This is a genomic window from Planktomarina temperata RCA23 (assembly GCF_000738435.1).
Taxonomy (GTDB): domain Bacteria; phylum Pseudomonadota; class Alphaproteobacteria; order Rhodobacterales; family Rhodobacteraceae; genus Planktomarina; species Planktomarina temperata.
This window is the reverse complement of sequence record NZ_CP003984.1, coordinates 617707-640642: the sequence shown is the minus strand read 5'-3', so window position 1 is coordinate 640642 and position 22936 is coordinate 617707. Positions and strand designations below refer to the sequence as shown.

The following is a 22936-nucleotide window of genomic DNA, read 5'->3' as shown; positions in this document are numbered from 1 at the left end:
GCCCCCAGTTGCTTTGAAATTTCGAAGGCAGCATCTGTCATCCCCCGACCGGCGAACAAATTTCGACAAGACACCCATTATTATCGCGCAGGTAACCTACAATTTGCCCCCAAGGCTTTGTTTGCGGTGCGGTCACAGCCACAGCGCCGGCACTCACGGCCTTGTCAAAAGCGCTTTCCGGGTCATCCGTGACCAAGGCAATCTCATAGCCCGCAGGTCTCTCATCAGCGCGATTGGGGCGCATAGGCAAGCCATTTACCTTTGCCATTTCATCGGCCGCAAAAGCCAGGGTTGTGGCACCGGTTTTGAGCTCTCCATAAAGTTCACTTTCATGGAGGAAACCCGTTTGCAATCCAAACGCCTTGTCATAGAAGGCCAGGGTTTCAGGAACACTTGCAACATATATAATGCTGTATCCAAAGTGCATTTTACGCTCCTCGTGATGTAGTGCGTTAAACCGTAGAAGCCAAAACACCCGATTTCAAGGCAAAACTCACGTCAATGAACTTCAGCGAAAACCATCGCGCATCGCCAGCTTGCCCGGCCTTTCACACATTATACGCGACGCTGATTTTCACACCATGCACTGAATCTGAGACGGGCGCAGCGATGCTACGCCATGTCCGATTTGAACCTTATTGTCTTAGAATTCCGCCACGGGTTCATCGCCAACCCGTGGCGCAGCCTCACTCGTAGAACCCCACTTCGGCCATCAATTCGCGTGAGCGCCCTTCCACGGCCGCTTCCATCAATTCCATGAACTCCGCCACAGGTTTGCCCTTTGGGATCGGCTCCATGAACTCGACGGTCGCGATGCCCGGCTTGCGGTAAATGCTGCGTTTTGGCCAAAAAATCCCCGTATTCAGAGCCACCGGCACGCAATCTTGCTGCAATTCGCGATACAAAACACCCGAGCCCATCTTATAGACTTTCTTGTCGCCTGGCGCGACGCGCGTGCCTTGCGGGTAGATCACCAATTGCCCTGGCGCCACGCGGCCGGAGGCAACATCGGCAAGCATTTTGCGTATGGCAGCCGCTCCCTTGCCACGATTCACAGGAATGCATCCGAGCCGATAGGCGTATTGGCCAACAATGGGCGTAAACAGCAGTTGTCGCTTCATGATGAACTTCGACCGCTCCAGGCAGTTGAAAATCACAATGATATCGAAAAAGGATTGGTGTTTGGCGGCGATCAAGACTTCGCCTTTTGGAACCGTGCCGCGCACTTGGACTTTGAGTCCAATCATCCAACGGGCTGACCATACCACCCACCAGCAATAGACATTGGCCGCAAGCGAGGCGCCTTTTTGGCTGAAGATCATGGGAATCAGAAAGACGATAGCCACGATGACCATTGCCACATACATCTGAATGTTGAACAGCAAAGAGCGAATCCATTGCACTGCATAGGCCATAACGGCTCCTTATCGGTTTCTTGCCCTTGGTATAGGAGCAAACGCGTTGCAAAACCAGCGTCATTGGGCGTATTTACTGCCGTGTGAAAACCCGTCTCGTGACATCGGCAGGAATCTGCAGGTGACGCATAAACAGTGGTATTTTAAGCACGTCAGCTGTAGCGTTATCGTATCGATATCGTCTACATCCTGGACACGAAATAGAATCGAGGCCTCGGTGCGTTTACTCTGCCCAAAATGCGATGCGGAATATGAAATCCCCGACGATGTAATTCCCGCAGAGGGACGGGACGTGCAATGCTCTGGTTGCCAAGAGACTTGGTTTGTTCCAGCCAACACTCCGCCCCCCGAGCGCACCACGATTGATCCCAAGGTCAGCAGCATCCTACAACAAGAGGTGCAGCGTGAAATGGAGGCGCGCAAGGCTGAAAAGCGCATGGCCCATGAAACAGAACCTGAGCAAGCCCCTGCAACGCGAGGGCTGGACAGACCGCCCCCCCCAGTCACGCCGCCTATAGAGCCGCGCCCACAACCAATGGCCGCGCCGACCTCTAAGAATTTGCCGCCGATTGATACGGTCAAAATTTCCTCAGTCGTCAGCGCAACTGATGATGCAGCACCCCTGACAAAGCCTGTGATGCCAAGCAAAGCACCAGAGGAAGTTGCACCGCTCGACAGCCGGCAACGCGGCACAGTCGCGGCGTTTTTGATTTTGGCCGTGTTGACCGCGATATATATCTTTGCGCCGCAAATCACAGAGAATTTTCCCAGCCAAACAGATCGGATTAACGCCTATGTGTTTTGGGTCGATGATATGCGCCAGCGGCTTCAGCATGGCTTGCAGGCCATTTTGGACTATCGCATGAGTTTCAGCCTTTAAGAGCGGCACCGCCTTTTGGGCAGGCCCCCAATTAAAAGCGATCCAGCAGCCGTTGGAGATAATTGCGCTCCTCTTTGGGACGTTCGAGCGACCCGGCCCGGCGACGAATTTCTTCCATCAATTCTTGTGAGCGCAAACGCAATTCTTCTTGCGGCACCATCTGCTCGCCAGCACCCAATTGGCCATTGCCCCCAACATCCCGTCCCAGAGGATCACGCGTGGATGGGCTTTGCGATTGCCCCGCGGCGCGGCGGTCATTGGGGGTGGCCCCCTGTCCGGGCGCGGCCTGCTCATCCAGTGTTTCGCCCAAACGGCGCATGCCTTCACGCAGCGCGTCGATGGCCTCCGATTGATTGTCCAATGCGCCCGGAAGATCTCCGGCGCGCAAATCTTCCGCGGCTTGATCCATGGCCTCAGCGGCCTCATCCAGCGCCCGGCGGGCCGCTTGCCCCGCTTCGGTGCCCGCGCCGGGCAAATTGCCCCTTTGCCGTTCAACGTCACGTTCCAATTGTTTTTGCTGCTCGGCTAAACTGTCTTGGGAGGATGGCCCCTCTTCGCCAGCGTCATTGCCGCCCTCGGCGCCGCCACCGCCGAGCTGATCGCCGGAGGTTTGGCCCTGCAAATCACGGAAGGTTTGGTCCGAGAGCTCCTGCTGCTGGCGCAAACTATCGGCGAGATCTTCCATCTGTTGCCCGCCGCCCTCTTGACCCTCCTGCCCTTCTCCACCCGATTGCCCGGGTGTCATTTGAAGATTTTGCATCAAACGGTTAATCTCTTCCAACAGCTCTTGCGCCTCGGCCATGCGACCCTCTTCCATGAGCTTTTGCAAACGGTCCATCATCTCTTGCAACTGATCCTCTGACACGGCCTCATCATCCGGCAGGCGCTCGGGTTGCTCGGAGGGCGGATTGCGTTCCGCGAATTCTTTGAAATATTCCCGCTGTGCTTGGCGCAATTCATCCATCAGCCGGGCAATTTCTTCTGGCGTGGCCCCGTTTTTAATCGCTTCGGCCAGTTTATCTTGCGCGCGCGCGAGCTTTTGTGCCGCCTGCTCCAAATCGCCGTCCTCGACCTCAAGCGCCAATATCCAAAGCAGCTCGGCTGCGGGCTCAAGATCCGTACCCGCCTCAAGATCGCGGATTATATTGGACAGGATTTCGGCATCCTGCGCGTCGCGGAACAGAGTTTCAGGGGCCTGTGATATCGCGCGCAATAGTTGCGACACGCGTCTGCGGTTATCGGGAGACCACAGCAAATCGCGGCGCTGCTCAACCAAAGCCTTGGCAAGGGGGTCAAAGAAATTGCGGGCTGGCAAAGCCAATTCCAACGCCGTCGATTGCCCCAATTGCCCGCGCATGTCTTCCACTTCGAGACGGAGCGAGACCGGCAAATGCGCCCAGACATGTTTGGACAGATCCTCGGTTAAGACCTCGGTGAACTCCGCGCGATCACCCGAAATGATCAATGGCAGGGTCAATTCGATATCGGGCTGCGGCGCAGGTTCAGCCGCCAGCCCATAGCGGCGATCCACCTCGTCTATATTCAGATACACCCATGCCCGGCCCGCAGTGACCGCGACATCGTCCCGCGCGGTGAAGCTCAGGGAAAAACTGCCCTCCGCATCGCGTGCAACCTCGCCTATGACCTCCACTTCTGGCGGCGCATCAGGCAACATGGACACCCACCATTCGGCGCCATCAGGCCCAGAAATGGCCAATCGACCCGACCGGGTCACGAGAAATTTCTGACTGGGCTCTGCCGCATCAAACGTGTCAGCGGGCCGGCTGGACAGCGTTTCCTCAATCGCGTGCAGGCCCGCATCCCCGTAAAGGCGCACCAGAACCACCGTGTCTTGCGGCACGCTTAACTCAACGCCCATCACATCATTGAGATATATCACCGGGCGGCGGGTATTGGCAGGCGGTTGCAACCAGACCTCCCATTGCGGGCCTGCCGCAATCGGCACTGAGGCATCCCCCAGCCCTGTGCGCATCGTCTGCACAGAGCCGAAAAGCCCGCCAATGACAAACACCAAAAGCGCGATATATCGAAGGGCAAACGGATCCCGCGGTGCCAAGTCCAACTGCGGCCCAACAGCCGATGCCTTGGCGGCAGCAGCGCGCATTTGCGCCAAATGCGCCCGCCACAACGCCGCCGAGGCCGGATCACCTTGACCGAGAGCCTGAATATCGCGCAGCGCCGCCAAGGGGCGGTCCGGTAGGTTCTGATCCAGACGCGCACGCGCCGCGCCGAGGGTCGGCGCTGCAAATCGCCGGAAAAAATACCATAGCCCGTAAAGCCCGCTGAGAAGCCAAATCCCCCCCGCCAGCTTAAGCACGACAAGCGGCCAGAGATCTGGCGCGGCCAAAAGCAGCACCCCAATCCCCAAAACCAGTGTTGAGAGCAGCGGCCAGGCTGCGCGCATAATGCGTTCCGCCCAAAGGCCGACAAAGGTCAACCAAAGAGCAAAAATTATCCTACGCGAGAACAGTTTGGCCATCAAAGCCCCTCATGACATGGCCTCTTAATGCCACTGAGGGATTATATCGCGGTTAATGATATCTTCCAAGCTCGGTCTTGGGCGGATCACCGCAAATTGATCCCCCTTCACCATGACCTCAGGCACCAGAGGGCGGGTGTTGTATTCGCTGGCCATCACAGCCCCATAGGCCCCAGCGCTGCGAAAGGCGATGAGATCGCCAGCCTTCAGCGGCGCCAAAGCACGCCCTTTGGCGAAAGTATCCCCGCTTTCACAAACAGGTCCCACCACATCATAGGCTTGATATTCGGTCCCAGCAGCCGGCGCCTTGATCGGCACGATGTCATGATGTGCATCATACATGGCCGGACGAATAAGATCGTTCATTGCCCCATCCACGATCAAAAACTCGCGATCTTCACCCTGTTTGACGTAGATGACTTCTGACACAAACACCCCGGCATTGCCGGCAATAAAGCGGCCCGGTTCGATCTCGATTTCACAGCCCAAATGGCCCACCTTCTCGGCGATCAAGGCGCAATAGTCCTCAGGGCTGGGCGGGTGGTGGTTGTTGCTCTCATAGGGGATACCAAGCCCGCCACCCAGGTCGAGGCGGCGGATGTCATGGCCATCGGCGCGCAGAAGTTCTGTGAGCTCGGCAACCTTTTCATAGGCCACCCCATAGGGCGCCAAATCCGTCAGCTGCGAGCCGATATGCACATCAATGCCCACAACCTCCAGCCCCGGCAGACGCGCCGCCATGGCATAGACCTCGCGGGCCCGCGAAATTGGGATGCCAAATTTGTCTTCTTTTTTACCCGTCGAAATTTTCGCATGGGTTTTGGCATCCACATCGGGATTGACCCGGATGGTGATGGGCGCGGTTTTGCCCAGCATGGATGCCACCTCCGACAGCGCGCGCATTTCCGGCTCGCTTTCCACATTGAATTGCCGCACGCCGCCCGTCAAAACCTCGGTCATTTCCGCCCGGGTTTTGCCGACACCGGAAAAGACAATGCGATCGCCCGGGATGCCGGCAGCGCGGGCGCGGGCATATTCACCGCCCGACACCACATCCATCCCAGCGCCTGCCGCGCCCAGAAGGGTCAAAATGGCTTGGTTCGAGGCCGCCTTCATCGCGTAGCAAATCAGGTGATCCATACCGGCCAAAGCGTCGTCAAACAGCTTAAAATGGCGCAGCAATGTGGCAGAGGAATAGAGATAGAACGGCGTGCCAACTTCTGCTGCAATCTGTGAAATCGCAACATCTTCGGCATGCAAACATCCGTCCCGGTATAAAAAGTGATCCATCTTTTCGCCTCACTCCCCAAAACTTGCGCATATCACGCTTACAAAAACAGGCAACACCCTTGCCCCATTATTCTTGCCGCTGGCGTCACCGGGGGTCACGATCGGGCGCGCTGCGCAGATAGAGGTAGAGCGGCAAACCGCAGCTCACGCCGATGCCAAAGGTGGCGGCAATGGCGACCAAATGGAAAAATTTTCGGTTTCTAATAACCTCTGCAATAATCCATAGGCTCAGGGCCGTGGCAGCAATGGTCAGATCCCAAACCAAGCCGCTACTGGCCGCATTCACATGCCAGGCCTGCACCATATCGCCCAAATTCCACCCCTCGGCTCGAAACCAAGTGATGAAATAATACATCGGGTGAATGGCGCCCCAGATGGTCAATCCCAGAAATACATGTCGCATGGCTATCTCTCCTCTTATGACGCAGCCTGAACGGCCAAAGCTGACGCCGCGCGTGCTGGCCGTTCTGGCGGCCCATCGGCTCCGCAGGCACAGAGAAGCGCAAAGATGAACAGGCACAGATATCTCATGACAAGATCGCCTCCCAGCGTGCAATTTGACTGCGCACCTGTGCGGGCGCTGTGCCGCCGTAGGACAGGCGCGAGGCTACTGAATTCTCGACGCCCAACACCTCAAAGACATTCGACGTGATCTGCGGGTGCACAGATTGCATCTGCGCCAAGGTCAAATCCGGCAGATCGCAGCCTTGCTCTTCGGCCATGGCAACCAGGCTGCCCGTAACATGATGGGCATCGCGAAACGGCATGCCCAGGGCACGCACCAGCCAATCGGCCAAATCGGTGGCGGTAGAGAACCCAGAGGCGGCAGCCGTTTTGAGGCTCTCTTGATTGGCAGTCATATCGCCAACCATGCCGCTCATCGCCGCCAATGCCAGCATTAAATTATCTGCGGCATCAAAGACTTGCTCTTTGTCTTCTTGCATGTCCTTGGAATAGGTCAGCGGCAAACCTTTCATCACCATCATCAAAGCCACATTGGCGCCGAAGATCCGGCCAATCTTTGCCCGAATCAATTCCGCGGCATCGGGGTTCTTCTTTTGCGGCATGATCGACGAGCCTGTTGAAAACCGATCCGAAAGGGTGACGAAGCGAAATTGCGCTGAGGACCAAATCACCAGCTCCTCGGCAAAGCGGCTGAGGTGCATGGCGCAGATGCTGGCGCAGCTGAGATATTCCAAAGCGAAATCACGATCCGAGACCGCATCTAAAGAGTTGGCGGCCGGACGGTCAAACCCCAAAGCCGCCGCGGTCATATCCCGGTCAATCGGAAAAGAGGTGCCCGCAAGCGCCGCCGCGCCCAGCGGGCTTTCATTCATCCGGCGGCGCGCATCTTCAAAGCGCGATTTGTCGCGGGCCAACATCTCTACATAGGCCATCATATGATGCCCCCAGGTCACCGGCTGCGCAGTTTGCAGATGGGTAAAACCCGGCATCACCCAATCGGCACCCGCCTTGGCTTGCTGCAAAAAGGCCTTCATCAGCGCCTCAATGCCTTCAATGGCTGCATCGGTTTGATCGCGGACCCAAAGACGAAAATCCGTCGCCACTTGGTCATTGCGGCTGCGGCCCGTGTGCAACCGGCCCGCAGGCGCGCCGATTACCTCTTTCAGGCGTTGCTCAACATTCATGTGAATATCTTCCAAATCCACCCGAAACGGAAAATTGCCCGACTTAATTTCTGACAAAACCGTGTGGAGCCCTTCCCGAATGGCCTCACTGTCGCTATTTGAAATGATACCGGCTGCCCCCAACATGGCGGCGTGGGCGCGGCTGCCTTGGATATCTTGAGCCGCCATCCGTTGGTCGAAACCAATCGAGGCATTGATCGCCTCCATGATGGCATCTGGTCCAGCGGCGAAGCGTCCGCCCCACATTTGATTTTGGGATTTGGTCATGAGTGAACCCTTTGGGAGTATGATATGCGTTACTTGCTTGCTGCTGTTCTCTATACGGCCCTCGCCGCCACTGCAAATGCAGACATGAGCGATCTTGAAGCGCTGCGCGCGGGAGATATGCGAAAATTGCAGATTCACAGCGCGGCGCGCCCTGCACCCGATACGGTTTTTCTGCATGCAGACGGGTCAGAGCTGCGCTTGTCCGATTATCGAGGCAAAGTCGTGGTTCTGAATTTCTGGGCCACCTGGTGCGCGCCCTGCCGCAAGGAAATGCCCGAGCTCTCCGCCCTGCAAAAGACCTTAGGCGGCGCTGATTTAACAGTGCTTACCGTTGCCACGGGCCCCAACCCACCGGCTAAAATGGCCGAATTTTTCGACCAAATCGGCGTGAGCAATCTGCCGGCTCATCGAGACCCGCGCCAAAGCCTGGCCCGCGCCATGAATGTCTTGGGCCTGCCGGTCACTGCGATCTTAGATCGCGATGGCGCGGAGATTGCGCGACTTTTGGGCGATGCCAATTGGCACAGCGACAGTGCCTTGGCGATACTCGAGGCCGTTATCGCGCAAGAGCCGTGACCGCATGGTGACGATGACAGCTTAAGATGTGATTGTTGAACAGACCACAAGCCTCCATCCAAGCATAAACGATGGTCGGGCCACAAAACTTGAACCCGGCTGCTTTGAGATCTTTTGAAATCTTTTGGCTCAGCGGTGATTGGGTGGGCACTTGTGCCAATGTCTCATAACCAGCGACAATCGGGCGCCCGTCCACATAGGCCCACATCCGGTCAGAAAAGGGCATCTCTTCGGCCAAGCGCAAATAGGCCTGCGCATTGCCGATGGTGGCTTCAATCTTGCCACGATGGCGCACAATACCAGGGTTTTGCAGCAAAACCTCCACCTCAGCTGCACCCCAGCCCGCAATTTGATGCGGATCAAATCCCGCAAAAGCCGAGCGGAAAGCCGGGCGTTTTTTTAGGATCGTGATCCAACTCAACCCCGCTTGGAAGCCATCTAAAATCAGTTTTTCCCATAGAGCCCGGCTGTCATATTCCGGCACGCCCCATTCCGTGTCATGATAGTCTTGATAAATTTTATCTATTCCAACCCAAGTACAGCGGTCCATTTCGCCTCCAATTTACCTCATATTAGGGCTCTGCGCCGATGCTGCCAAGCACTATGACCGAGACCTTCACACAAGGGCGAAGACATCCCGATGGACCAGAATTTCTCCGACTCATTGAGTGCTGCGGTGGCGAAACGGGACGCGAATGTCCTTGAGACCGTCCGTGATGCACTGAAATACGGACGAACGGCCTTGGCTTTCCAACCGGTCATTCAAGCCGGTGCGCCCCAAAATGTGGTGTTTTATGAGGGTTTGATCCGGATTATTGATCCCGCGGGACGCCATATCCCGGCGCGCGATTTCATTGCAGAGGTTGAAAATACCGAGCTGGGACGACTGATTGACTGCGCCACATTGCAGCTGGGCCTGGCAACATTGGCCGAGCAGCCCGACATGCGGCTATCAGTGAACATGTCGGCGCAATCTATTGGTTACCCCAAATGGGTGCGCACGCTTGAGGATGGTCTGCAAAGATCGCCAGATTTGGCAAGAAACCTCATTCTGGAAATGACTGAGAAAAGCGTCATGGCCGCGCCAGAAGTCGCGCGATATTTCATGAACGACATGCAAAAACTGGGGCTGTGTTTCGCCATAGACAACTTTGGCGCTGGACAAACGTCGCTGGTGCAGCTGCGCGATTTTTATTTTGACATTATCAAGATGGATGGGCAATTCACCAAGAACTTGGCGCAATCAGCTGACAATCAGGCATTAATTCAAGCTGTTATCGGGATAGCCAGAAGTTTTGAAATGTTTTGCGTGGCGCAAAATGTTGAAACGGCCTCGGATGCAGAGGTGTTAACCACACTGGGCGTTGACTGCCTTCAGGGCTACCATTTGGGCGTCCCAACCTTAACCCCACCCTGGCGGCAATAGCCGAAAAGGCCGCCGGTTTTCGCCCTCAAATTGCCGCACTGCAGCAATTATTTTCGCATTTGCAGCATTTTTCACCGCTATGGCATTGTCAATGGGTTAAATAATACATACAAACGCGCGGAAATGAGGACCAGACTGCGCATAGTGAAGGATTCCTATGCCGAAGGTTGACCTCATCAATGAGGAGAAACTTTGTGACAAATATCGTAATCGTATCCGCCGCCCGGACCGCTGTCGGCAGCTTTGGGGGCGCCTTCGCTAATACACCAGCCGATGCCCTTGGCACATCTGTCTTGAAAGCTATCGTGGAACGCGCAGGCATCGACCCTTCAGAAGTCAGCGAGACCATCCTCGGCCAAGTCCTGACAGCCGGCCAAGGCCAAAACCCGGCCCGCCAAGCCCATATTAATGCCGGTCTGCCAATCGAATCGGCGGCATGGAGCATCAACCAAGCCTGCGGGTCAGGATTGCGCGCCGTCGCTTTGGCCGCACAGCACATCCAACTGGGCGATGCAGATATCGTGGCCGCGGGTGGACAAGAGAATATGACCCTCTCTCCCCATGTTGCGCATCTGCGCAGCGGCACCAAAATGGGTGATGTCAAATACATCGACAGCATGATCCGTGACGGCTTGTGGGACGCATTCAACAACTACCACATGGGCCAAACCGCTGAAAACGTCGCAGCCCAATGGCAAATCAGCCGCGATGTACAAGATGAATTCGCCGTGGCCAGCCAGAACAAAGCGGAAGCTGCGCAAAAATCCGGTAAGTTTGCCGACGAAATCACCCCTTTCACTGTGTCCACCCGCAAGGGCGACATCATTGTTGAGGCCGATGAATATATCCGACATGGCGCCACTCTCGAGGCCATGCAAAAAATGCGGCCCGCCTTTCTGCGCGATGGCGGCACAGTCACCGCAGCCAATGCCTCCGGCCTCAACGACGGCGCCGCCGCAGTGTTGCTCATGACTGCAGAGGAGGCCGAAAAGCGTGGCCTTGAACCATTGGCCCGCATCGCCAGCTATGCCACGGCCGGGCTTGACCCAACGGTTATGGGGGTCGGCCCGATCTACGCCAGCCGCAAGGCCCTAGACAAAGCAGGTTGGTCTGTCGGCGATCTGGACTTGGTCGAAGCCAATGAAGCCTTCGCCGCTCAAGCCTGTGCGGTGAATAAAGACATGGGCTGGGATCCAGCTATTGTGAACGTCAACGGCGGCGCGATTGCCATCGGTCACCCCATCGGCGCCTCCGGCTGCCGGATCTTGAACACTTTGCTGTTTGAAATGCAGCGACGCCAAGCCAAACGCGGCCTGGCCACGCTGTGTATCGGTGGTGGAATGGGTGTCGCAATGTGCCTCGAGCGGCCCTAAGCTGCCCCTCTCCAAGCAAAGTATGAATTTTCGCACGAAACATTATTGCCAATTCAGATCACATCTTGTAATTTGATTGCGCAATAAAAACACATAGGAAGAAAAATGTCCCGTATCGCACTCGTCACTGGAGGCTCCCGAGGGATCGGTGCCGCCATTTCCACTGCCCTGCAAGCCGCAGGCTACACTGTCGCGGCCACCTATGCAGGTAATGATGAAAAGGCTGCCGCATTCACCGCCGAAACTGGCATCAAGACCTATAAATGGGATGTCTCTGACTATGACGCCTGCGCCGCCGGCATTGCCGCTGTGGAAGCCGACTTGGGTCCGGTTGACATTTTGGTCAACAATGCGGGCATCACCCGCGATGCGCCGTTTCACAAGATGTCCCGCGATCAGTGGACTGATGTGATGCGCACGAATCTCGACGGCGTATTCAACATGACCCATCCGCTTTGGAATGGCATGCGCGAGCGCAAATTTGGTCGCATTATCAATATCTCCTCGATCAATGGGCAAAAAGGCCAATTCGCACAGGCCAACTATTCCGCAGCCAAAGCTGGCGATATTGGGTTCACCAAGGCGCTGGCCCAAGAGGGCGCGCGGGCCGGCATTACCGTGAACGCGATTTGCCCGGGCTACATCGCAACAGAAATGGTGATGGCCGTGCCAGAGAAGGTACGCGATAGCATCATCGCACAAATCCCAGCGGGTCGCCTCGGCGAAGCCTCCGAAATCGCGCGCTGTGTGGTCTTTCTCGCCTCCGACGATGCCGGCTTCATCACAGGCTCCACAATGTCCGCCAATGGCGGGCAATATATGAGCTGATCGCCGCGATCATACGAATATTTCCCAGACGGCCATCCTATCGGGTGGCCGTTTTTAGTCCTAAAGCCGCCGCCGCCGCTATCCCCCTGAACCACCGGACAATCGGGAAATCTCTTCTTTTAGGAGGAGTTTTTTCTTTTTCAATTCCGCCACATGGAACTGATCTGACGCTGGGGATTTCTCTGCGATCTCCACGGCTTGAGATAGGCTCATATGCTTGCGTTGCAACTCGGCGATTCGGGAATTTAAGGTCATGGTTCCTCCTCTTGATTTGCCTATAACATCAGTCGAGCATATTCCTGACAGGCTGTCACGCATTGCTTTTCCTGGGGTGCTACCCGCGTAGTAAATGCGCAAAAGCTTGCTCAAAGGTTAATTGCGCCACGAAAAAGCCACGCCGTCGCGCAGTATCGCCGAGACCTCTGGCGCATAATCTGGCTGCCCCTGAATATGTTCGTCCCCCGAATGCAGGCTCTGCGCCGACAAGAGCTGAAAAGCGGCCCGTCCAGATTTCCGCGCCCGTAGGAGGATCAAATGCGCCGGCCGTCCGGCCCGCGGGGCAAGCGGCTGCACGACAATTGACCCCAAGCACCCTTCAAGCGCCGCCAGCAGATCCGGCAGACGCTCCGCCCTTTGAATGACGGTCAAATATCCCTTTGGGCGCAACCGCTTGGCGGCCATGTCCACCCAATGGGACAAGGCCACTTGCTCCGAACGTCCCGAGGCGCGCCCAGCTTCGGGTGATATGGAGGAGGCCTCCGCCGCAAAATAGGGGGGATTCATGATCACATGGTGAAAACTACGGTCGAAAAACGGCGTCGGCCGCGCAGACACATCCCCCTGACGCACGTCAAATTCGATGTCATTTCGAGCGGCGTTTTCACGCGCAATTTGCGCATATTCGCCCAAAATCTCGACCCCGTTGAGCGCAAGGCCCGGCACGCGCCGCCCCAAACAAAGGCTGGCCACGCCAACGCCGCAGCCCAGCTCTAACACCTCTTGCCCGCTTTGCGCCGGACAGGCGGCCGCAAGAAGCACCGGATCAATGCCCGCGCGATAGCCGGTTTTTGGCTGTGCCAAACGCAGCTGACCACCCAAAAATCCATCAACGGTGACCTGCACTATTGCCCCAAATCTACATCATTGTCGCGCATCACAGCGGCAGCGACAAAATGGTCTCTATCAGCCACCATCAGCCGGCGCGGCAAAATGCCAATGCTGCCTTCGATAATGCTGGTATTTACGTCAAATTCGAAGCAAGCTATGTCTTCCCCGCGAAGCAGCATTTGCGCGAAGGCCATAAGCGTCGGATCGGTGGTGCGTAATAATTCTTTCATGCCCTATGACATAGGGTCTGATATGCGGGTTTGTCGAGAGCCTTGAGGAAATTCGAACATGTCGTTGGACGATGCAGTATCAAAACCCCATGATCGCTTGGCAAAGGCCTTGGCCGAAGATCTGACCGCCGTCAATCATTTGATCCGCCAACGCATGGCCTCCGAGCATGCCCCCCGCATACCTGAGGTCACCGCCCATTTGGTTGAGGCCGGGGGCAAACGCCTGCGCCCAATGCTGACCTTGGCCACCGCACGTATGTGCGGCTATACCGGGCCTTATCACATCCATTTGGCGGCGACGGTTGAGTTCATCCATACCGCCACTTTGCTGCATGACGATGTGGTGGACGACAGCGCCCAACGCCGCGGCAGGCCCACCGCGAATTTGCTTTGGGACAACCAATCCAGCGTTTTGGTTGGCGATTATCTGTTTTCTCGCTCCTTTCAACTGATGGTGGAAACTGGAAGCCTGCGCGTTTTGGACATTTTGGCCAATGCCTCTGCCACCATTGCAGAGGGCGAGGTGCTGCAGCTCACGGCCGCGCAAGACATTACGACCAGCGAAGAGATCTATTTCAAAGTCATCCGTGGAAAAACCGCCGCACTCTTTGCAGCCGCCTGCGAAGTGGGCGCGGTCATTGCGGGCAAAGAAGATCAAACGGTCCGGGCCCTTGCAGCCTATGGTGACGCTTTGGGCATTTCCTTTCAAATCGTTGATGACCTCTTAGATTACACTGGCAGCACGGCGACCGGTAAAAACATTGGTGATGACTTCAGAGAGCGCAAACTGACCCTGCCTGTGATCAAAGCAATAGCTGCCGCAGATGACACTGAGCGGGCATTTTGGCATAAATGCATTGCCAAGGGCCAGCAGGAGGCGGGGGATTTACCCCATGCCATCGCCCTAATGACACGCCACGGCACGCTTGAGGCCACCCGGGCCCAAGCCCTTTATTGGGCTGAGCAAGCCAAATCCGCCCTTAGGGATTTGCCAGATCACCCGCTGAAGCCCGTACTCACGGACCTCAGCGATTACGTCGTGGCCCGCTTAAACTGACGCCCCGAAAGACCAGTCAGATCAGGAGCGCGCCGCTGGCCACCCACCAGTCGCGCTGATTGGCTTGAATAGTGGAGGCACAGTCTTGCGCGGCGGCCAAGCTCTCAAACAGAGCAAAACACGTGGCACCCGACCCGGACATGCGCGCCAAAAGCGGCGCCTGTGCAGCCAAAGCCTCCAGAACATCAGCAATCATCGGCTCCGCCGCCAGAGCTGGCGCTTGTAGATCATTGCGCTGCCGTTTGAGCCAGGCGCAAAATTCTGTGGCTGCGGGTGGTGGCGGTTCAAGCGGCGGGTTAGATTTGGACGCCAATTGTTCAAACACCCGCGCGGTGGACAAACCACGCCCTGGGTTGACCAAGCACGCAAATAGAGCCGGCACATCACCCAAGGGGGATATCTGCGCACCAATGCCCTGCATCAAAACCGGTGAACGCCCCATACAAACAGGCACATCAGCGCCCAATAGCACCTGCGCCGCCACATCGGGCAGAGGAAGATCCCAAAGCGCGGCCATCGCATGCAATGTCGCCGCCGCGTCCGCGCTGCCCCCACCAATACCAGAGGCAACCGGCATGGTTTTATGCAGCCGGATGTCGGTCTGACAGTGGCGCGGAAAGAGCGCAGCAGCCTTCAGGATCAAATTATCATCCGGCCGAGGAAGCTCTGCGGCCTTTGGGCCAAGGATGTTCAGCTGGGTGCAACCGGATTTTCTCACCTCCACCCATTCACCGCAATCGAGGAAGGCAACGGCACTTTGCAAGTCATGCAACCCGTCGTCACGCTGTCCCACGACATGCAGGCAGAGATTGATCTTTGCCGCAGCGCTGCGCCTAATCGCCATCAGCCACTTTCAGAGGCGCCGCCCCCTCCTCAGCCAAGACCTCCGCGAGACCCACCTCTAGCTTGCGTTGAATGCGCTTTGGATCAACCGCCTCTGGGCCAGAGTAATCGATGGCAAAGCTCAAGGCCCGTCGCCATTGAAATTGCGCCTCGGTTTTGCGCCCAACGGCCCAATAAACATCGCCCAGGTGGTCATTCACAATTGGATCTGTCGCCATTAACTCCGCCGCGCGCTCCATATGCACCACGGCCTCGTTGTAAAAGCCAAGCCGATACTGCGCCCATCCAAGACTGTCGATGATATAGCCTGCATCGGGCTGTGCCGCGACGGCCTTTTGGATCATCTCAAGCGCCTCATCGAGCTGTTCACCGCGATCCACCAGAGTATAGCCCACATAGTTAAGCACCTGAAATTGATCGGGCGCCAGCTCCAAGGCACGATCAAAATCACGCATCGCCGCCGCCCAATCTCCCAGCCGATCATGCGCTGTGCCTCTGACATAATGCAAATACCAATGCCCCCGCGCCGGTTGATCAATCAACGCAATCGCCCTGTCATAACTGCGCACCGCGCGCGCATATTGCTCATCTTGGCGTAAAAAATCGCCCAAGGTCATGTGAATAGAGCGCAGATTCTCAAAAGATCCAGCCAATTGTGTCAAAACCTCAATCGCAGTTGTGGCTTCGCCGATCTCTTGCAACGCCTGCGCCCGGCCCAATTCGGCCTGGACATAGGCCGGATGGCTGCGCGGCACCTGCGCATAGGTTTCAATCGCCAACTGCGGATTGCCAAGCTGTTCGAGCAGCTGTGCTGACAGCAAAACTGCCTGCATATTGCGCGGGGCCATATGGCTGGCCAGGCGCGTGTACAGCAGCAGCCCGTCTTGACCTTCGCCATTTTGCAAAGCCTGCGCCAAGAGGTGCAAAACTTCACCGGCGCCTTCGCTGGCGTTGCGCAGCAGATCAAACTCGACCAATGCCCCGGCCTCAATTTGTGCCATCAAACTGTTGACCGCGTGATCCGCACCAGATCCATGAAAATCACGCAAAAACGCCAGGGCGTCATCTGACCTGTCCAACTGCACCAATATCTGTGCCCAGACCAAACTGCCGCGATAATTCAAGGCGGGTGCTGCCTGCCCCTGGCCGCTAAAGCTTGCCGCTGCACCTTCAAAATCTCCCACCAAAGTCAGCGCGAGACCTTTTTGATACAGCGCAAAGCTGCGCATACCCTCCACCGGAATGACGGCATCAAAGCGGCGCAACGCCTCAGCCATTTGCCCCAAGCCGACGAGCGCCCAGCCTTCAAGCAACTCATCAATGGCCCGGCCAACGACGGTTGTCGCCTCCAGATGATCCAGCGCTGCCTGATAGTCATTGCGTTTGAAATGTTCCGACAGCACCAAAACCTCAGCCAAAGGATAGCTGCCCTCACCGGCCACCAACAGACGCGCCAAAGCATGGGCTTTTTTCACATCACCCGAGGCCAGAAAGGCCGTCATGGTTTGCGACACCAAGACAGAATCGCGTGGAGATTGCGCCAAAGCGCGGGCGAAATAATCTGCAGCGGGTTGGTAATCATGCGCAAGAGCCGCTTGGCGCGCCGCAATATAGGGACCAGAGGCCTGTTGCGCCGCTGCGCTGGCCCCGAGCGTCATGCTCAGCAGCATCACATAAATTATTTTTGCAGATCGTTTCAAAACCGGCCTCCCTGATAGGTCATTCTTAGGCTGAGCCTTGGGCAAAAACAATTGGGCCGCGCAGCTTTTTGCTGGCGGCCCTCGAAGATCACGCTTTGGCGTGGTTACATATTGGGATAATTCGGCCCATCCCCACCCTGCGGCGTCACCCATGTGATGTTTTGACTTGGGTCTTTGATGTCACAGGTTTTGCAATGCACGCAGTTTTGGAAGTTGACCACAAAGCGGGCCTCTTTGCCCTCTTCCTGCACCACCTCATAGACCCCGGCCGGGCAATAGCGCTGCGCAGGCTCAGCATAGTCCGGCAGGTTCACCAAGATCGGCACATCAGGGTCAGTCAGTTGCAAATGTGGCGGCTGGCTTTCCTCGTGGTTTGTCATGGCAAAGCTGACATTGGTCAACCGGTCAAAGGACAGTTTCCCATCGGGCTTCGGATAGTCAATCGGCGCATGATCTCCGGCTTTTCCGGTGGATTGCGCATCGGTTTTGCCATGTTTGACCGTGCCAAACAGGCTAAATTTGAAGATGGATTGGAACCACATATCAAAGCCGCCCAAGGCCAATCCGCCCAAAGGTCCAAAGCGCGCGGCGAGCGGGGCCACATTGCGTACAACCTTAAGATCTTTACCGACAGGACCCGAACGCAAAGCCGCGTCATAGCTCTCGAGCACATCGCCAGAACGCCCCGCGCTGATCGCGGCAAAAGCCGCCTCTGCCGCCGCCATGCCCGAATGCATCGCATTGTGATTGCCTTTAATACGCGGCAGGTTCACCAGCCCGACCGAACAGCCCAGCATCGCGCCCCCCGGGAAGGCCGCTTGCGGCATAGATTGAAATCCCCCTTTGGTGACCGCGCGCGCGCCATAGGCCACCCGCTTGCCGCCCTCTAAAACCTTCGCAATCCGCGGGTGATGCTTAAAGCGCTGGAATTCCATATAGGGGAAGAGATGCGGATTTTTGTAATTTAAATCAATAATGAAGCCGACATAGACTTGATTATTTTCTAAATGATACATGAAGGAGCCGCCAGATTGTTTGAAGCCCATCGGCCAGCCCATAGAATGGGTGACCTCGCCCTGGTTATGGTTTTCCGGCTTCACTTCCCAGATCTCTTTCATACCAAGGCCAAACTTTGGCACATCGCATGCTGCATCCAAATTGTACTTGGCAATGACCTGCTTGGACAGCGAGCCCCGCACTCCTTCGGAAAGGAATACATATTTGCCATTGAGTTCCATACCCGGCTCATAAGCCTCCGACGGGCTGCCATCGGCATTCTTGCCAAATTCACCGGCCACCACACCTTTCACCGCGCCATCTTCATGAAACAACAGCTCGGAACAGGCCATGCCGGGGAAAATTTCAACGCCCAACTCTTCGGCCTGTTCGGCGAGCCAACGGCACACATTGCCCATCGAAACGATGTAATTGCCGTGATTGTTCATCAAAGGTGGCATGATCGCATTGGGCAGACGTATTTGCCCCGCCTCGCCCAAGACATAGAAGTTGTCTTCCTTCACTTCGGTATTCAAGGGCGCGCCCTTGGCTTTCCAATCTGGGATCAATGCGTTGAGGGCCGCGGGATCCAGCACGGCGCCAGAGAGGATATGCGCACCCACTTCTGAGCCTTTCTCCAGCACCACAACCTCAAGGTCGGCATTCAACTGTTTCAAGCGGATCGCAGCAGACAATCCCGAAGGACCGGCGCCCACAATCACCACGTCATAGTCCATGGTCTCACGTTGAATATCTGACATATTACTTCCCTTGCTGCCGGCCCATCTCGTGAAAAAATGGGCAAAATTTTCAAACTCGCTGAAAGGTTTATGCCATGATTCAAACGCAGGTCAATCGTGACGCGGCTGTCCAAGGCCAAAGGCGACGTTATTTCGCATTTCTCACAGGCACCGGCCGAGCCAAAGGCCTCTATTTCTGAAGGAACTGTTTAAAATAAAATCAATTGGTGCGCAGTCACAAAAAAAACATGGCAATCGTAATCTAACCCCTTGCCAAACCGCGTCGCCTTCGGTCAGGTAGATCAACCTTCAATCATGAGTGTTGTTTCAATGGAAAAAATCCCGTTAACCAGATCAGGTGCCGTTCAGCTGGAGGCTGAAATGAAGACCTTGAAATCTGTAGAACGCCCAACCATCATCAAGGCGATTGCGGAAGCGCGGGAATTGGGCGATTTGAAAGAGAACGCCGAATATCACTCGGCGCGCGAAAAGCAGGGATTCATTGAAGGACGAATCAAAGAGCTGGAAGCCATCTTGGGCCGAGCCGATATCATTGATCCGGCCAAATTGTCCGGGTCGGTGAAATTCGGTGCGACGGTGACTTTGGTCGATGAGGACACCGATGAAGAGAAAATTTATCAAGTCGTGGGAGAGCCAGAGGCGGATATTGAGAGTGGCAAGCTCAACATGCGCTCGCCATTGGCCCGGGCTTTGATTGGCAAGGACGAAGGCGACAGCATTGAAGTGCGCACGCCTGGCGGTGCGCGCTCCTATGAAATCTTAAAAGTCGAATTCATCTGACACGGCAAGCCTGGCGCCCCGGCTCCCGGGGCTTTTATGGCAGGCCAAAACTGGCGTAGGGCAAAAAACATACCGTTTGGCCGGGTTTAATCTCGGCCGCCGCCTCTGGTAATTCTACAAGGCCTTCTGCCCAAGACAGGCCTGAGACCCGGCCCGATCCTTCAGACGCGAAGACATGGGCCGCGCCATCGCGCAAGCGTGCCCGCAGATATTCGCGACGCCCAGCTTTTTTCGTTTTTGAAAATGCAGCTGGCATATGCAGCGCTTGCGGGACTTGGAATCCGGCCCCCGCCAGTTGCAACAACGCGGGGCGGGCGAAAATCAACGTACAGACAAAGGCTGCCACCGGATTGCCCGGCAGGCCAAAAACCGGCACCCCGCCCCAAACGCCCAAAGCCAAAGGCCGTCCCGGCTTCACCGCAATCCGCCAAAGCGCCATACCGCCGCTCGCGCGCAACACCGCAGACATGTGATCCTGATCCCCGGCGCTCGCCCCTCCCGAGGTCATGATGACATCCGCGCAGTCTTTGGCCCGGTCAAGCGCCGCGCGCACAGCGGCGGCCTCATCGGGCACAATGCCAAGATCCACCACCTCCATACCCCAGCGTCGCAGCACCGCGCAGAGCATCGGTCGGTTGGCATCAAAAATTTGGTCCACACGCGCCGCCTGCCCTGGCGCGCGCAATTCCGCACCTGTGGAGATCACTGCGACCTTTAGGGGCTTGAATACAGAAACCTCGCCCAGACCCGCCGCGGCGATCACCCCAAGATCTTCCGGCCTGAGTTGATGGCCTGCCGGAAAAATCTGGGCCCCTTGTTGCATATCTTCGCCAGCCGCGCGGGCATTGGCCCCTGCTTTGAGCGGACCTGTAACCTGAAGCCGGCCGTCGTCTATCCGAACATCTTCTTGCAACACCACCGTATCGGCACCACCCGGCAAAGCCGCGCCTGTGAGTATGCGCAGGGCTTGGCCGGGCAAGAGCCGCCCTTTAAAGGCCTCTCCAGCCGCAGAGCGCCCGTCCCGCAGTTGCAAACTCTGCGCACCCGCCTGCAGACCGCCAGCGAAGGCATAGCCATCCACCGCTGAGTTGGCACAGGGCGGATGCGATCTCGCGGCGATGACTGCATGTGCCAAAATCCGCCCATCGCTGTCCTCAACGGCAGATTGCTCCACCGGAACACAGCACTGCAAGCGCTGTTCCAAAAGGCGGAGCGCCTCGCTCACCGGTGTCCAATGCACCCCGGCAGGCAGTGCAAAACAATCATTGCTAAGTTTGCTTGGCGCGCTCACCTGGCCATCTCCAAATGCGCTAGAATAAAATCGGCCACTGCCGCCGTGTCATCCAGATCAAACACCGGGCGATCAAGCTCTAGAGCGGTGTCACTGGCGACAGCTAAAATCGTTGGATCATTCGGCGCAATCAGCGGGTTGCCGGTTTCCGCCCGCCATGCCTCAACTTTTGGATGTTTATCGCGCTTCCAACCCTCGATCAGCACCAGGTCTACCGGGTCCAATTTGGCCAAAAGCGCGGCCAAGCTCGGCTCCGGCGCACCGCGATGCTCGTTCATTAAAGCCCAGCGCTCTGTTGAAGCCAGCAGAACCTGTGACGCGCCCGCCATACGATGCCGGTGGCTGTCCTTTCCGGGGTGATCCACGTCAAAGCTGTGATGGGCATGTTTGAGGGTTGAGACCCGCAAACCCCGGCCACAAAACTCCGCCACCAACCGTTCCATCAAGCCGGTTTTACCAGCATTTTTCCAGCCAGTTACGCCAAATACATTCATGCCATCGCCTCAGCCTGCGCCAGGTCTTCTGGCCGATTGATATTGAAGAAGGGATCATGGGGATCCACCGAGAACAGCGCCTCGGCGCAGCCATGTTGATCGGTCCAAAGCACCACTTTGCGCAGACCGCCCGTCAAAGCGCGCCGCAAATCCTCACGCAGCGCCACGGGCCAAAGTCCGAAGGTGGGGTGACGGTATATCCTATCGGGCCCGGGCGTTGCCGCCAAAGCAATCGGAACCCCCGCCGCCTCCCGAGCATCCGCCAAACGTGCCTGAAGATCCGCAGGGAAAAACGGCGTATCTGCCGCCACGGTCAGGATATGCTCTGCGCCCTGGTCGGCCGCCCAATCCATTCCGGCCAAGACCCCCGCCAGAGGCCCTGGAAATTCCGCCATAGAATCGGCAATCACAGGCAGATCAAGAGATTCAAAACGTGCCGGATCGCCATTGGCACTCAGCGCCATGTGAGCCACCTGCGGGCGCAATCGCTCGAGAACATGATCAATCACCCGTCGTCCGGCCAGAGGGCGTAGAGATTTATCCCCCCCGCCCATGCGGCTGGCCCGCCCGCCGGCGAGAATTACCCCAAGAGGCGCAGTCATTGCGCGGATTTCCGGCGGTGCTTGCGGTCCTCTTCTTCCGAGGAGGGATCCGCATCAAAAACGAGCCGCTCCTGGCCCGATAAGCATTGAAACCTTTGCCCGCGCATCCGTCCGATTAATGTCAGTCCGACCTGCCGCGCCAATTCGACGCCCCAGGCGGTAAACCCCGAGCGGCTCGCCAATACCGGAATGCCCATCAAAGCGCATTTGATCACCATCTCGGAGGTCAAGCGCCCGGTGGTATAGAGAATCTTATCGGCGCCTGAGGTTTGCGTCGCCCGCATCCATCCGGCCACCTTATCCACCGCATTGTGTCGCCCCACGTCTTCCATATAGACCAAGGGCGCGTCGCGGAGGCAAAGCACCGTGCCATGGATCGCGCCCGCGCTGAGATAGAGGCTCGGCATTTGGTTGATCTGGTGCGAAAGGCTATAGAGCCAAGAGGTCCGCAGCAGCGCTGGCGGCAAACATAGCCCCTCGATCCCCTCCATGATGTCGCCAAAAACAGTGCCCACCGCACAGCCAGAGGTGCGGGTCTTTTTCTTGAGTTTGGCCTCATAATTGGTTGGCCGATTGGTGCGTACCACCACGGTTTCCAACTCTGCGTCAAAATCAACCGCCTCAACGATCTCGTCTTTGGTCAACATGCCTTGATTGCTTAAAAAACCCTGCGCCAGATATTCGGGATAATCGCCAATCGTCATGGCGGTCACGATCTCTTGACCATTGAGCCAGATGGTAAGCGGCCGCTCCTCCACCACATTCAACGAAATTTCCGCGCCCAGGTGGTCCAGACCTGCGACCTGCCGCGTCAACCCTTTTGCCTGAGGGTTCGGGGCAATCAAACAAGGCTTGGCTTGGATCATGGAAA

24 protein-coding genes are annotated in these 22936 nt (G+C 56.8%); 7 read left to right on the top strand and 17 right to left on the bottom strand.

Annotated features, from left to right (window positions below; all coding sequences use genetic code 11):
• Nucleotides 1-37: 37 nt before the first annotated feature.
• Together RCA23_RS03065 and RCA23_RS03060 are read right to left on the bottom strand one after the other, a co-directional pair.
• Entirely contained in the window at nucleotides 38-427 is a 390-nt protein-coding gene (locus RCA23_RS03065; RefSeq protein ID WP_044049033.1) for a VOC family protein, read from the bottom strand.
• 259 nt (nucleotides 428-686) lie between these two features.
• Nucleotides 687-1415 carry a lysophospholipid acyltransferase family protein gene (locus RCA23_RS03060; RefSeq protein ID WP_044049032.1) on the bottom strand — a complete coding sequence of 243 codons (729 nt, stop codon included), beginning with the start codon at nucleotides 1413-1415 and terminating at the stop codon, nucleotides 687-689.
• Between the two features lie 217 nt (nucleotides 1416-1632).
• Here RCA23_RS03060 and RCA23_RS03055 point away from each other — a divergent pair, with 217 nt between their 5' ends.
• Nucleotides 1633-2295, top strand: a complete 663-nt coding sequence (locus RCA23_RS03055) for a zinc-ribbon domain-containing protein (protein WP_169701313.1) — start codon at nucleotides 1633-1635, stop codon at nucleotides 2293-2295.
• A gap of 31 nt (nucleotides 2296-2326) precedes the next feature.
• Here RCA23_RS03055 and RCA23_RS03050 read toward each other — a convergent pair whose 3' ends face one another.
• From RCA23_RS03050 to argH, 4 genes are all read right to left on the bottom strand, one after another.
• Nucleotides 2327-4795: a DUF4175 domain-containing protein gene (locus RCA23_RS03050; RefSeq protein WP_044049029.1), complete on the bottom strand. Its 2469-nt coding sequence runs from the start codon at nucleotides 4793-4795 to the stop codon at nucleotides 2327-2329.
• 24 nt (nucleotides 4796-4819) lie between these two features.
• A complete protein-coding gene (gene lysA, locus RCA23_RS03045) occupies nucleotides 4820-6085 on the bottom strand; it encodes a diaminopimelate decarboxylase (RefSeq protein ID WP_044049027.1) in 1266 nt (421 codons plus the stop codon).
• An 85-nt stretch (nucleotides 6086-6170) separates the two neighbouring features.
• Nucleotides 6171-6488: a DUF2834 domain-containing protein gene (locus tag RCA23_RS03040; RefSeq protein ID WP_044049026.1), complete on the bottom strand. Its 318-nt coding sequence runs from the start codon at nucleotides 6486-6488 to the stop codon at nucleotides 6171-6173.
• 124 nt (nucleotides 6489-6612) lie between these two features.
• Nucleotides 6613-8001: an argininosuccinate lyase gene (gene argH / locus RCA23_RS03035; RefSeq protein ID WP_044049025.1), complete on the bottom strand. Its 1389-nt coding sequence runs from the start codon at nucleotides 7999-8001 to the stop codon at nucleotides 6613-6615.
• 24 nt (nucleotides 8002-8025) lie between these two features.
• On the opposite strand from argH, the gene RCA23_RS03030 reads away from it, so the two are divergent.
• Nucleotides 8026-8577 (top strand): TlpA disulfide reductase family protein, encoded by a 552-nt coding sequence (locus RCA23_RS03030; RefSeq protein ID WP_044049024.1) that lies wholly within the window; start codon nucleotides 8026-8028, stop codon nucleotides 8575-8577.
• Here RCA23_RS03030 and RCA23_RS03025 read toward each other — a convergent pair.
• Nucleotides 8558-9127 carry a DNA-3-methyladenine glycosylase I gene (locus RCA23_RS03025; protein ID WP_044049023.1) on the bottom strand — a complete coding sequence of 190 codons (570 nt, stop codon included), beginning with the start codon at nucleotides 9125-9127 and terminating at the stop codon, nucleotides 8558-8560. The two genes, RCA23_RS03030 and RCA23_RS03025, sit on opposite strands and share 20 nt — an antisense overlap.
• Nucleotides 9128-9217: 90 nt before the next feature.
• On the opposite strand from RCA23_RS03025, the gene RCA23_RS03020 reads away from it, so the two are divergent.
• The 3 genes from RCA23_RS03020 to phbB all read left to right on the top strand — a co-directional run bounded on the left by RCA23_RS03020 (nucleotide 9218) and on the right by phbB (nucleotide 12204).
• Nucleotides 9218-10003, top strand: coding sequence for an EAL domain-containing protein (locus RCA23_RS03020; protein WP_044049022.1), 786 nt, complete (start codon nucleotides 9218-9220; stop codon nucleotides 10001-10003).
• Between the two features lie 194 nt (nucleotides 10004-10197).
• Nucleotides 10198-11376, top strand: a complete 1179-nt coding sequence (locus RCA23_RS03015) for an acetyl-CoA C-acyltransferase (RefSeq protein WP_044049021.1) — start codon at nucleotides 10198-10200, stop codon at nucleotides 11374-11376.
• A 105-nt stretch (nucleotides 11377-11481) separates the two neighbouring features.
• Entirely contained in the window at nucleotides 11482-12204 is a 723-nt protein-coding gene (phbB, locus tag RCA23_RS03010) for an acetoacetyl-CoA reductase (RefSeq protein WP_044049020.1), read from the top strand.
• 78 nt (nucleotides 12205-12282) lie between these two features.
• Here phbB and RCA23_RS16165 read toward each other — a convergent pair whose 3' ends face one another.
• The 3 genes from RCA23_RS16165 to RCA23_RS03000 form a co-directional block, all read right to left on the bottom strand.
• Nucleotides 12283-12459, bottom strand: a complete 177-nt coding sequence (locus tag RCA23_RS16165) for a DUF465 domain-containing protein (RefSeq protein ID WP_081870871.1) — start codon at nucleotides 12457-12459, stop codon at nucleotides 12283-12285.
• A gap of 117 nt (nucleotides 12460-12576) precedes the next feature.
• On the bottom strand, nucleotides 12577-13326 hold the full coding sequence (locus RCA23_RS03005) for a tRNA1(Val) (adenine(37)-N6)-methyltransferase (protein ID WP_347721373.1): 750 nt from the start codon (nucleotides 13324-13326) through the stop codon (nucleotides 12577-12579).
• The gene (locus tag RCA23_RS03000) at nucleotides 13326-13541 is read right to left on the bottom strand and encodes a putative signal transducing protein (protein WP_044049018.1); all 216 of its coding nucleotides are present in this window, start codon (nucleotides 13539-13541) and stop codon (nucleotides 13326-13328) included. Before RCA23_RS03000 ends, RCA23_RS03005 begins: the two co-directional genes overlap by 1 nt.
• A 58-nt stretch (nucleotides 13542-13599) precedes the next feature.
• Here RCA23_RS03000 and RCA23_RS02995 point away from each other — a divergent pair, with 58 nt between their 5' ends.
• Nucleotides 13600-14598 (top strand): polyprenyl synthetase family protein, encoded by a 999-nt coding sequence (locus RCA23_RS02995; protein ID WP_044049017.1) that lies wholly within the window; start codon nucleotides 13600-13602, stop codon nucleotides 14596-14598.
• 16 nt (nucleotides 14599-14614) lie between these two features.
• On the opposite strand, the gene RCA23_RS02990 is transcribed toward RCA23_RS02995, so the two are convergent.
• The 3 genes from RCA23_RS02990 to RCA23_RS02980 all read right to left on the bottom strand — a co-directional run bounded on the left by RCA23_RS02990 (nucleotide 14615) and on the right by RCA23_RS02980 (nucleotide 18898).
• A complete protein-coding gene (locus RCA23_RS02990) occupies nucleotides 14615-15442 on the bottom strand; it encodes a 4-(cytidine 5'-diphospho)-2-C-methyl-D-erythritol kinase (RefSeq protein ID WP_044049016.1) in 828 nt (275 codons plus the stop codon).
• The gene (locus RCA23_RS02985; RefSeq protein WP_236631385.1) at nucleotides 15432-17141 is read right to left on the bottom strand and encodes a tetratricopeptide repeat protein; all 1710 of its coding nucleotides are present in this window, start codon (nucleotides 17139-17141) and stop codon (nucleotides 15432-15434) included. The genes RCA23_RS02990 and RCA23_RS02985 overlap by 11 nt, the downstream gene beginning before the upstream one ends.
• A 104-nt stretch (nucleotides 17142-17245) precedes the next feature.
• Nucleotides 17246-18898: an electron transfer flavoprotein-ubiquinone oxidoreductase gene (locus RCA23_RS02980; RefSeq protein WP_044049012.1), complete on the bottom strand. Its 1653-nt coding sequence runs from the start codon at nucleotides 18896-18898 to the stop codon at nucleotides 17246-17248.
• 309 nt (nucleotides 18899-19207) lie between these two features.
• Here RCA23_RS02980 and greA point away from each other — a divergent pair, with 309 nt between their 5' ends.
• Complete coding sequence (greA, locus tag RCA23_RS02975) at nucleotides 19208-19678, top strand: transcription elongation factor GreA (RefSeq protein WP_044049010.1); 471 nt, start codon at nucleotides 19208-19210, stop codon at nucleotides 19676-19678.
• 34 nt (nucleotides 19679-19712) lie between these two features.
• Here the strand turns inward: greA and RCA23_RS02970 are convergent, their stop codons facing one another.
• Genes RCA23_RS02970 through RCA23_RS02955 form a run of 4 tightly spaced genes read right to left on the bottom strand, consistent with a single transcriptional unit; the run spans nucleotide 19713 to nucleotide 22931 of the window.
• Entirely contained in the window at nucleotides 19713-20969 is a 1257-nt protein-coding gene (locus RCA23_RS02970; protein ID WP_044049009.1) for a molybdopterin-binding protein, read from the bottom strand.
• Nucleotides 20966-21463 carry a molybdopterin-guanine dinucleotide biosynthesis protein B gene (gene mobB / locus RCA23_RS02965; RefSeq protein WP_044049008.1) on the bottom strand — a complete coding sequence of 166 codons (498 nt, stop codon included), beginning with the start codon at nucleotides 21461-21463 and terminating at the stop codon, nucleotides 20966-20968. The genes RCA23_RS02970 and mobB overlap by 4 nt, the downstream gene beginning before the upstream one ends.
• Nucleotides 21460-22065 carry a molybdenum cofactor guanylyltransferase MobA gene (gene mobA, locus RCA23_RS02960; RefSeq protein WP_044049006.1) on the bottom strand — a complete coding sequence of 202 codons (606 nt, stop codon included), beginning with the start codon at nucleotides 22063-22065 and terminating at the stop codon, nucleotides 21460-21462. The genes mobB and mobA overlap by 4 nt, the downstream gene beginning before the upstream one ends.
• Complete coding sequence (locus tag RCA23_RS02955; protein WP_044049005.1) at nucleotides 22062-22931, bottom strand: formate dehydrogenase accessory sulfurtransferase FdhD; 870 nt, start codon at nucleotides 22929-22931, stop codon at nucleotides 22062-22064. Before RCA23_RS02955 ends, mobA begins: the two co-directional genes overlap by 4 nt.
• Between the last annotated feature and the right edge of the window lie 5 nt (nucleotides 22932-22936).